A 7,836-nucleotide genomic window follows, 5' to 3' on the forward strand; every position below is an offset into this window, starting at 1 on the left:
ACAATACACTGAAAGATTTCCTTTCAGGTGATAAGAATTTTTACAGATACTTTCCTAAGTGTCTTGCAATATTTGCAAGGAGGCTGTTTTGATGGTAAAGAAAACTTATGAGGAATTAGAAAATGAAAACTGTTTATTGCATTCCATTATTGATGTAGTTTCAGATGGGGTCTATGCCGTGAGCGTGGATGGAACTATTCTTATCTGCAATAAAGCTCATAAAAAAATTGATGGGACAACGCATAATCACGTGGTGGGAAAAAAAGACGTTGACATATATTTCTTGGAGCTTGAAAACTTCCAACGCTATGCTGTAACAAAAAATCCCGAACCCTTGTTAGATCAGTACATGACCTATACAACAATCACCGGTCGAAAAGTCGATATTGTATATAATTCATACCCATTTTTTCAGAATGAAAAATTATCTGCCGTTATCTCAATCGGCAGAGATAAGCCATCAATAAACGAATTAATTACAACAGCGTTAAATTCTTTTAACAGTAAAAAAACTAACAAAATCACGAACGGCACCCTCTACACATTTGAAGATATCATCGGCAACAGTGCCGCAATCCAAAGAACCCTAAAGCAAGCTCGCAAGGTAGCGCAAAACCAGTCTACCGTTATGATCGTGGGCGAAACGGGCACAGGTAAAGAGTTGTTTGCACAAGGCATACACACCGTGAGTACATACAGTTCTCGCCCATTTATTGCTGTAAATTGTGCGGCGATACCGGAAACACTAATGGAGAGCCTGATGCTGGGGACTGTAAAGGGCGCATTTTCCGGAGCATTAGACACACCCGGTTTTTTTGAGCAGGCCGAGAATGGAACTTTATTTTTGGATGAGATAAACTCGTTGTCTGTTCCCTTACAAGCAAAATTATTACGATTACTGCAGGATAAAAAAGTACGGCGTCTGGGCGATAATAAAGAACGCCAGATTTCATGCCGGATAATCAGTGCCACCAACCAGGACTTATTTATCATGGCCCGCAACGGCTCTTTTCGCGAAGACCTTTTATACCGTTTGACACCCATTATTTTAGATATCCCCCCCTTACGCGAGCGAGTGGAGGACATACCGTTGCTGGCAAAAGAGTTTGTATCCCGGTTCAATGATTCCCTGGCTATGAATATAAAGATCATAGCCCAGGATTTAATGCAGCTCTTCTCCTATTATCGCTGGCCGGGAAATATTCGCGAGTTAGAGCATGTAATTGAAAGCGCTATGAGTATGGCTGAAAGCACAGAAGCAATACTATCTGATGAACATCTGCCCAGGATTATAAAGAAAAGACTTGTGAGTGATCAGGAAACTGCCGGCTTAAGTAATATGGAAGCAACCTCTAACCAACCACTAACCGAACTGATACGTCAATACGAGAAACAAACCATTGAGAATGCACTAATACTAAATAACGGTAATGTAAGCCAATGCGCTATTCAGCTAGGTATTACCAGGCAAAATTTGCATTATCACCTCCGCCGGCTTGGAATCAAATCTGTTTTTTATAAAGCCCAGTCGATCAGCGATACAATTAGTGCCCCTCAACTTTAGCGTTATTTATCCCGCGCCAGTTTGCCTTGAACATATTCCCGTTCTGCCGCTAAATCAAACACGCTCTGCGATTGCCCATACCCAGCGTCTTTTTGCTGAAAATAGTCCGGTTAAGGTGATAAGCTCACCCTAACCGGACTATTTTTGTTTTTTCAATTATTCGATTGACATACGCTTGACTTTTATGCCGTCAAACAAACTTACTACCAGCCCCGATAGCACCCAGTTGTCTTGCGCTAGCGGCCTCAGGGATTTTTTCATCCCGTTAACCCAGGCGCACCCCAAAGCATGCCTCCGAAAAACAAACCGGTGTTATGTATTTAGATCGTGTACAAATTCAATAAACCCCTGTGTTCCGTCAACCCGTATGCGCTCACCGTCTTTAATCAATATGGTGCATCATCCACTCCCACCACCGCCGGAATTCTGATTTAGCTGGCTTTCCACATGCTATTCAATATCGAACAAATTTCTAGTAACTCTGGATCGTTTTTACTACCCTTGGGATAACCAAAATTCAGATCAATGTTAAGATCGATACCTTGCCAGATTTTCAATATTTTTTCCTTAGCGAACTGCTTGGCTACAGGTTCAGCTAACAACGAACATCCAATTTCCGCTTGAACTAGCTTTCCAATCAGCGTTTCATCATCCACATACACAATTTTACATGGAGTAATATTATTTTTCTGAAAGAATTCCGCTGCTTCTTTATAAAACGGACACCCTTTTGTAGTCCATATCCAAGGTGTTTTTTCAAAGTACTTTAACGATAAATCATTAGTATCTATATCCCATTCGCTTGGGTAAACAAGAACCATACTGAAAGAATGCAATTTAATCGTTTGCACTGCCGGAAGAAGATGTTTTCCGTAATAAAAACCGGCATCTATCTTTGAGCTCGCCAAGTCATTACTAATATCTTCACTTCTTGTTTGCACAAAATGCAATTCTAACTGGGGTAGTGATTTTGAGGCGAGTTTAATCAGCTTTTGGATTTGTAGAACTTCTCCATCTGTATTTAGCCCTATACGGAGTGTTCTAGTCGGATTTGCTTGCAGCTCGTTTGCTCTATCATAGAAGACATCTAATGTGTCAAGTATTCTTTGGGCCTCTGTTAGTAATTTTGAACCTTTTTCGGTAATCGTCATTCCTTTAGGGTTTCTATGAAACAGAGTAAAACCGACCTCTTCCTCTAATGCCTTTATATGCGCACTTGCAGCAGGCTGGCTAGTATGGAGATGCAGAGAAGCTTCTGTTAGGTTGCCGCGCCGGGCAATTTCTACAAACGTTTTTAATTGATAAAGTTCCAAAACGCCTCACACCTTTACGCAATGCTTCGAAATATCTGTAGAATATCATAAGTCCCTTGTTAGTTTCAATCAGCTTTTTGGATGTATACGTTCAGAATTTGCAATTGGACGTTCTTTTTTGAATAGCCTATACTTACTTTACATTCCAAGAAAAACTTTTTGATGTGTTTATGATGAATGGGAGTGAGTACTTATTTCTACTTTTATTGCAATGTGCCTTTTTTCATTATCTATGTCTATTTCTCCAGGTCCAGTGAATATCACAACACTGTCTGCAGGTGTAAATTATGGATTTAGGAGTTCTTTTCCTTTTGTATCAGGCGCTACTATTGGATTTATTGTTCTGCTAATTACCATTGGGCTAGGCATTTCGAATCTCGTAGACCAGTTCAACGTACTCTATGAAATTTTGCGATATGCAGGGGCAGGTTTTATAGGATATACGGGCTATAAAATTATTATATCAACTCCTGAAATTAAATCTGAAGATACAAAGCTTCCGGGCTTTTATCATGGTTTTCTGATGCAATGGCTAAATCCCAAAGCGTGGATTGCGTGCCTATCCGGTGTTTCAGCCTTTAATTTGCGAGATTCATATTATATGCTTTTCATTTTTGTGGGGATTTATTTTGTAATTTGTTATTTTTCACTTGCCGCTTGGGCACTTTTAGGATCAAAAGTACAATTCTTCTTGAAAGTTAGGGAGCGTATCAAACTTTTTAACCTTTCTATGGGGGGATCATTAATAATTGTTGCACTATATTTGTTGCTTGCAGAACACCGATCTTCTCTTCTTTCATTGTCTGTTGAATTGATTCCCTGACCACGGAAGGATACAGGAGACACCAGACTGTGCGACAACTACCAGCCATAGCTATCGCAATATTAACTAGGACTCTAGTTCAACATTCTTCTTATTTTTTCTGCAAAAATGTTACTTTAATGACATGGCACCACTGTCATGTAAAAAAGTCCCTTTTTCGTAACACCAGAGAAATACTGGCTTCGTCGACCTTCATTTTTGAAATTTTGTTCCAGTACGTGCCATTATAATATCTCTCAAAGCCCGCATTTTATCCAGCTTTACACGCTCTTGAATTCGCTTCTATAACATGCCACTGACATTAAAATGACATTAGTCAATAATTTGACCAATGTCTATTTATAGCGTGAATCAGAATCACCCAGAACCCCTGCAATCAACAAAAATAGTATAGTTAATATGATATATGAGTCAAGGAACCGTCCCCCGACTCAACATCTCTGCGCACACCGCAACCGCCAGCGAGACACACTGACTTGCCGGCAAAGATATTCGTAAGTACTTTTGCTGACAAGTCCATGTATGGTTAACCTTCTTTTCTGCCAAAGAACGGGGTTTGCAGAAAGTGGTCCCTTCGTGGGACAACAGCGCTATTTGTCGTCGCGGTAAACCACGCCGTCCTTCATAACGAAGTTAACTTTCTCGGTAACGGCAATGTCTTCAAACGGGTTTCCGGGCATAGCGACCAAATCAGCCCGCTTGCCGGCAATGATGCTGCCGGTATTCAGCTCAAGCATCTCCGCCGCCACCGACGTCCCTGCCTTCAGCGCCCTTAAAGGCGTGATTCCGTTATGAACCATTTCGACAAACTCCGTCGCCCCGTTTACCGAAAAATCAAATGTTCCCAAATCGGTGCCCAAGGCTATTTTTACGTCACTTTTGGCTAGATTACTGGCGCATTCGAGAATTTTGCCGGCATATTTGACGTTTTTTTCGCGCGTCCATTCCGGCACATACATATTGAGATTGCCCTTGGCCGTTTCCCTGGCGTTGGCCACCACCGCGATCTGCGTCGGCACCATATATATGCCTTTATGCGCCAGCATCTCCAGCGTCGAAACCGATGACAGGCTGCCGTGCTCGATCGACCGCACTCCGGCGATCGCCGCCCGGTGGACGGCTTCATCTCCGTAGGCATGGACAAGCACATGTTTGCCAAGGTCCCTCGCCGCCGCCACCAGCGCGTTCATCTCCTCCTGCGAATACGACACATCATCCGGCCCGTCGCTCGGCGACATAAAGCCGCCGCTGCCGGCAACCTTAATCCATTCGGCGCCGTGGCTGACTTCGTTGTGAACGACACGTTTTACCTCGACCACGCCTTCAGCGACCGACACTTGCGCCATGGTGATACCGTTTCGGAGCAACCCACTGAAATCGAAGTGACCTCCCACCGCAGATATCATGTGGCCGCTGTGAACGATTCGCGGTCCTTTAATTGCACCTGCTTCGACCGCCTTTTTCAGTTCGGCCACCACCCAGGCATTGATACTGAAATCGCCGGCGTCACGCACGGTCGTAAAACCGTTATTCAGAACCTTTTCGCAGGCCGATACACCGGCGAAAGCCAAAGCGGCGTCGTTCAGGGACGCCAGATTCGCCACCACTTTAGGACTGCCGGTGAGGTGAATGTGGGTATCGATAAAGCCCGGCATGACAAATTTCGTGGACAAGTCGATTATTTTTGCCCCTTCCGGTCGGACAATGCTTTTACCTATTTCGGCGATTTTGCCGTCGACAACGAGGATTTCGGCGTACCCCTGCGGCCTATTGGCCAATCCGTCCCAATAATCTCCCGCCAGGATAACGGTGGTTTGACCGGGTGCCGCCATTCCAGCACAAGTGGCAGACAGCATTACCAGTACCAACAGTAAACTAATGATAATTCGCATCATTTGTCCATCCTTTCCGAATCAAAAATACAGTTCAGAACTTATAAGCGACAGTGAGCACGCCGAAGTTTCCATGCATGCGGTTATGGTCCTGAACGTCATGCAGCCACTTGGCGATTACGGTGAGGTCGCCCTTTTTGCTTTTTGGCGTCCAGAGGACGGCCGGCCCGATTCCCAGCGACCTGCCTTTGAAGGCGCCAAGCTTCGCTCCTGTGTCGCTGTCACCGGTGACCTGGCGGTAATAATAGCCGTGAAGGCCGACCGCGAAGTGTTGGGAGAGGTATTGGTTCAGCGCTACGTCCACGTGGAACTCGTTGCCCGACTTGTAATCGGTGGCGGGGTTTTTCGTGTTGAACAGGATGCCGGGGGCGACGGTGATTTCGGTGCCGTTCTTCATATTCAGCCAGGTGACGGCCAGTGAAGTGTCAAAGCCCCAGTAGTTCCGGCCGACATTCACGAGGCGGCCGTGATGATAGCCGCCGGTCGGAACATAGACCGTTTCAGTGAGTTTGTAATGAGCATTGCCTTTTTTCCAGTAGAGAGCGGCCATAAACGCCGTGTCGCCGATGTCGGTCCTGTTGTCGGCGAAGCCCATGTGGCCGATATGCGCCTGCATATTGACATGGCCCACGGGAACTACGGCGCCTATCTGAAGCCGACTGCCGAGCACAGGCTGCTTGAAGGTGTATAAGCCGCCGCTGTAATTGTAAAAGGCCTTGGCAGTGAGGCCGGCATGAATAGTTCCTTTGAGCACGGCCGTTTCGGCTTTGCCGCTGTAGAACAGCATCTGGTTGGCGAAAACAAACCCGGGAGCCGGCGCCACTGCGGTGGCGAAATTAGCCAATGAACCAGGGAAGTAGTAACTTTGGGCGCCTTCTGTGGCCCAGACCGTTGGCTGAGTAAAGAACAGACAGCATACCAGCAATTGAACAGCAAAGAGCATTCGTAGACGAGTTCTAATTAGTTGAGCTTCCACGCTTCATACCACCTTTGTAACAGTTAACAATGCGCTCACCTACGATACCTTCTCACTTCGCTAAGGACAGCAGTGACGCTTGCAGCAGTTTAATTTATTGCTATAGTTACCGGATTGCCAGAACCTATCTGCCTCGTACTAGGTGTGCAAGTGCCTGCATTGCTCGTAATTTGATAGATTTCCGTCGGTTTTATGTTGGTTGTATACCGCATACTCATGGTTGGCCTCAAAGGTACCCGGACTGAATATCCACTATAAGTAAATTGTATATAGGTAGCGTTGGCTGAGTTATCGCTGATTGTAATGAAAAAATAGTTACCAGTATTTGCTGATAAATGTGCCGTTTTACTTTGCCCCGCTGAAATTGTGCCGGATTCGCTTGAAGTACCCATCATAGTTACCGTATAACTATAGGCTATGCCCGAAGTCAGCCCGTTAATTGTCACTTTTCCATCGGCAGTTGTTGCCTGCGTAAGCGTTGTTCCGCCGCCCGTCAGGGAAACGGTGGCGCCGCCCAGATAATCGCCATTTTGGTCAACCACCGTGAAAGTACTACTGGTTGATCCATTTCCCGCCAACGTAATTGTGGCTATACCTGTTGTACCTGTCCAGGCAATAGTACCCGAAGTATTATTATACCCTGTTACACTTGCTATTACCGCTGTCGCGCTTGTGGCTATGTTGTTTACCGATGCTTGCCCATTTGTATCAGTTGTTCCCGTGTAGGTTGTTCCGCTAACGCTAAGGCTATAAGACGTATTGGTCAATAGGGCTCCTGCACTATCCTTCAGCGTCACTGTGAGTGTTCCCTTATGGCGCGTCAAGGTTACGCTGCCTGCATTTACTATTGCTGTAGCATTTGGCGTTACGGACAGGGCTATAGTGTCTGTGCTGCTAGTATAGTTAGCTGCATTCACTTTAATGGTATGTACAACGTTGGTCGTAAGCCCGGATAGAATATACGCGCCCGAAGCGTAGGTTATGCTGCTGTATGCGGTTGCTGAACCATCCACATAAAAGCTCGGCGTTACCATTGCTCCGTCATCTGTGGTTACACTCACTGTCACGCTTCCCCTTTGATGCATCAAGCTTACGCTGCCCGCATTTACTATTGTTGTAGCATTTGGCGTTACGGACAGGGCGATAGTGTCTGTGCTGCTAGTATAGTTATCTGCATTCACTTTAATGGTATGTACGACGTTGGTCGTAAGCCCGGATAAAATATACATGCCCGAAGCGTAGGTTATGCTGCTGTATGCGGTTGCTGA

At 45.5% G+C, this 7,836-nt stretch carries 6 protein-coding genes; 2 read left to right on the forward strand and 4 right to left on the reverse strand.

Annotation, left to right across the window (positions count from 1 at the left end):
* The first annotated feature begins 91 nt into the window (after positions 1-91).
* A complete protein-coding gene (locus VN379_RS24880) occupies positions 92-1,564 on the forward strand; it encodes a sigma-54 interaction domain-containing protein (protein WP_325538827.1) in 1,473 nt (490 codons plus the stop codon).
* A gap of 431 nt (positions 1,565-1,995) precedes the next feature.
* Here the strand turns inward: VN379_RS24880 and VN379_RS24885 are convergent, their stop codons facing one another.
* Positions 1,996-2,877: a LysR family transcriptional regulator gene (locus VN379_RS24885; protein WP_325538828.1), complete on the reverse strand. Its 882-nt coding sequence runs from the start codon at positions 2,875-2,877 to the stop codon at positions 1,996-1,998.
* A 232-nt stretch (positions 2,878-3,109) separates the two neighbouring features.
* Here VN379_RS24885 and VN379_RS24890 point away from each other — a divergent pair, with 232 nt between their 5' ends.
* On the forward strand, positions 3,110-3,700 hold the full coding sequence (locus tag VN379_RS24890; protein ID WP_325538829.1) for a LysE family translocator: 591 nt from the start codon (positions 3,110-3,112) through the stop codon (positions 3,698-3,700).
* A 590-nt stretch (positions 3,701-4,290) separates the two neighbouring features.
* Here VN379_RS24890 and VN379_RS24895 read toward each other — a convergent pair.
* The 3 genes from VN379_RS24895 to VN379_RS24905 form a co-directional block, all read right to left on the reverse strand.
* Positions 4,291-5,595, reverse strand: coding sequence for an amidohydrolase family protein (locus tag VN379_RS24895; protein WP_325538830.1), 1,305 nt, complete (start codon positions 5,593-5,595; stop codon positions 4,291-4,293).
* Between the two features lie 31 nt (positions 5,596-5,626).
* Positions 5,627-6,568, reverse strand: a complete 942-nt coding sequence (locus tag VN379_RS24900; protein ID WP_325538831.1) for a SphA family protein — start codon at positions 6,566-6,568, stop codon at positions 5,627-5,629.
* Positions 6,569-6,657: 89 nt separating this feature from the next.
* A partial coding sequence (locus tag VN379_RS24905) for a hypothetical protein (RefSeq protein WP_325538832.1) occupies positions 6,658-7,836 on the reverse strand: 1,179 nt, incomplete at its 5' end.

It is taken from the genome of Sporomusa sp. (genome assembly GCF_035561255.1).
In the GTDB taxonomy this organism is placed as follows: Bacteria; Bacillota; Negativicutes; order Sporomusales; family Sporomusaceae; genus Sporomusa.

Excerpts from the sequence above, each read along its gene's own strand:
- VN379_RS24880 (WP_325538827.1), top strand. The coding sequence starts at position 92 with ATGGTAAAGAAAACTTATGAGGAATTAGAAAATGAAAACTGTTTATTG.
- VN379_RS24890 (WP_325538829.1), top strand. The coding sequence starts at position 3,110 with ATGTCTATTTCTCCAGGTCCAGTGAATATCACAACACTGTCTGCAGGT.
- VN379_RS24895 (WP_325538830.1), bottom strand. The coding sequence starts at position 5,595 with ATGATGCGAATTATCATTAGTTTACTGTTGGTACTGGTAATGCTGTCT.